2 protein-coding genes are annotated in these 2,761 nt (G+C 64.7%); one reads left to right on the top strand and one right to left on the bottom strand.

Features of this window, described 5'->3' with window-relative positions; genetic code table 11:
- Window positions 1-169: 169 nt before the first annotated feature.
- Window positions 170-1,558, top strand: a complete 1,389-nt coding sequence (gene gor / locus EOA23_RS33350; RefSeq protein WP_127307188.1) for a glutathione-disulfide reductase — start codon at window positions 170-172, stop codon at window positions 1,556-1,558.
- A 43-nt stretch (window positions 1,559-1,601) separates the two neighbouring features.
- On the opposite strand, the gene mgtE is transcribed toward gor, so the two are convergent.
- The coding region (mgtE, locus tag EOA23_RS33345) for a magnesium transporter (RefSeq protein WP_127307187.1) at window positions 1,602-2,761 on the bottom strand (1,160 nt) is incomplete at its 5' end.

Genomic DNA, 2,761 nt, shown 5'->3' with positions numbered 1-2,761 from the left:
ATTCCGCTCCGGCCGATGTCTCGGCGCCCGCCGACAATTCCGCGAACTGATCGACTTCAATTCGGCCGTCGGCCGTTGGACCACAAAGCCCGGCTTTGCCCGGGCTTTTCTTTTGCCGCTTGGCAGCCTACCTGTGACCCGTCTTTCTCATCCCCAGGAGCCCACCACGATGGCCGGTTATGACTATGATCTGTTCGTCATCGGCGGCGGGTCCGGTGGGGTCAGGGCGGCCCGGGTGGCGGCGGCCCTCGGCAAGCGCGTCGCCATCGCCGAGGAATACCGCTTCGGCGGCACCTGCGTCATCCGCGGCTGCGTGCCGAAGAAGCTCTTTGTCTATGCCTCGCAATTTCCCGAGCATTTCGCCGACGCGGCAGGCTATGGCTGGACGGTGCCCGAGGCGAGCTTCGACTGGAAGACGCTGGTCGCCAACAAGGACAAGGAGATCGCGCGACTCGAGGCGATCTACAAGAGGAATGTCGAGGGCTCAGGCGGCGAGACCTTCCACTCGCGCGCCGTGCTGGTCGACCCGCATTCCGTCTACCTGGTTGCCGAAGACCGCACCGTCAGCGCCGACCAGATCCTGATCGCCACCGGCGGCAGGCCGGCGCCGCATCCGGCGCTTTCGGGCCATGAGTACTGCATCTTCTCCAACGAGGCCTTCGATCTCAAGGAACTGCCGAAGGCGATCATGATCGAGGGCGGCGGCTACATCGCCGTCGAGTTCGCCAACATTTTCCACGGCCTGGGCGTCGACACCACGCTGGTCTATCGCGGCCAGGAGATCCTCAGCCGCTTCGACATGGATCTGCGCCGCTCGCTGCATGAGACGATGGAGAAGAAGGGGATCAAGATCCTCTGTCCCGCGGTTTCGGAATGGGTGCGCAAGACGCCCGACGGCAGGTTGGACGTGCTGCTGTCCTCCGGCCAAACGCTGACGGTCGACCAGGTCATGCTGGCGATCGGGCGTATCCCCAATACCGAGAATATGGGCCTGGAAGGCGTCGGCATCGAACTCAACAAGACGGGCGCGATCGTGGTCGACCAATATTCGCGCACCAACCTCGACAACATCTGGGCGATCGGCGACGTCACCCATCGCGTGCAACTGACGCCGGTCGCCATCCACGAGGCGATGTGCTTCATCGAGACCGCCTTCAAGGGCAATCCGACCGCGCCGGATCACGACACCATCCCGACCGCTGTATTCTCCCAGCCGGAGATTGGAACCGTCGGCCTGTCGGAGGACGACGCGGTCAAGCGCTTCCCCGACGTCGAGATCTATCGCGCGTCCTTCCGTCCGATGCGGCACACGCTGTCCGGCCGCGACGAGAAGATGCTGATGAAGCTGGTGGTCGACGGCGCGTCCAGGAAGGTGCTCGGCGCTCATATCCTGGGTCCCGATGCCGGCGAGATGGCGCAGCTTCTGGGCATCCCGCTGAAGGTGGGGCTGACCAAGGACGATTTCGACCGCACCATGGCCGTGCATCCGACCGCGGCCGAGGAACTGGTCACTATGTACAAGCCGACCTACCGCGTGAAGAACGGCGAACGCGTTTGATTGCAGCTTTGGGGCCGCTGGCGACGCCAGCGACCCAAGATTTTTAGAGCAGCGTGCCGCGCAGGATCACCAGCGCCACCGAGAAGTAGATCACCAGCCCGGTGACGTCGACCAGCGTGGCGACGAACGGCGCAGAGGCGCTTGCCGGGTCAAAGCCGATCCGCTTCAGCGCGAAAGGCAGCATCGATCCCGACAGCGAGCCGAAGGTGACGATGCCGATCAGCGCCGCGCCCACCGTCGCCGCGATCAGCATCCAGTGCGGGCCGTAGTCGTAGAGGCCGAAATACTGCCAGAGCGCGATGCGGCAGATGCCGACGACGCCAAGGATCGAGCCGAGCACCACCCCGGTCGGCAGCTCGCGCAGCGCCACCCGCCACCAGTCGCGCAGACCGATTTCGCGTAGCGCCAGCGCGCGGATGACGAGCGAGGTCGCCTGCGAGCCGGAATTGCCGCCGGAACTCATGATCAGCGGAATGAACAGCGTCAGCACGATCGCCTTCTCCAGCTCGCCCTCGTAGCTTTGCATGGCGTTGGCCGTCAGCATCTCGCTGAGAAACAGCGCGCAGAGCCAGCCGGCGCGCTTCTGGATCATGGCGAGGAAGCCCATCTTCATATAGGGCTCGTCCAGCGCCTCCATGCCTCCGAAACGATGCACGTCCTCGGTCGTTTCCTCGATCATCGTGTCGATGATGTCGTCGACGGTGACGATGCCGAGGATCCTGCCGTGGTCGACGACAGGCAGCGCGAGGAGGTCGTATTTCGAGATGGTCTGCGCCAGGTTCTCGCGATCGGTGAGCGGCGTCACCGTCACCGGCATACGATCAGGCGCCACCGACAGGATCGAATCCTCCGGGTTGCCGGTGATCAACCGGCGCAATCCGGTCGAACGCAGCAGGAGCCGCGTCTCCGGATCGACGATGTAGATGGCGTAGATGGTTTCGCGCGTGCGCTCGACCTTGCGGATGTAGTCGAGCGTGCGGCCGACGGTCCAGTCGGAAGGCACGCTGACGAATTCGGTCGTCATGATCGAGGCGGCGCTGCCTTCTGGGTATCCGAGGATGGACAGCAGCGTGGCGCGCAGCGGCGGGGCAAGCGCGCCGAGCAGCTCCGAGCGGGCCGGTTCATCCAGCTCGCGCAGGATGTCGGCCGCGCGGTCGACCGACATGGCGGGCAAAAACTTGCTCGCCTTGGCGCGTGGCAGGG

This window comes from Mesorhizobium sp. M2A.F.Ca.ET.042.01.1.1, assembly GCF_003997405.1.
In the GTDB taxonomy this organism is placed as follows: domain Bacteria; phylum Pseudomonadota; class Alphaproteobacteria; order Rhizobiales; family Rhizobiaceae; genus Mesorhizobium.
The sequence above is the reverse complement of the archived record's forward strand: the minus strand, read 5'-3'. Positions and strand labels throughout refer to the sequence as shown.

Bases quoted from the DNA above. Each gene is read 5' to 3' on its own strand.
- gor (WP_127307188.1), top strand. From the start codon at position 170: ATGGCCGGTTATGACTATGATCTGTTCGTCATCGGCGGCGGGTCCGGT.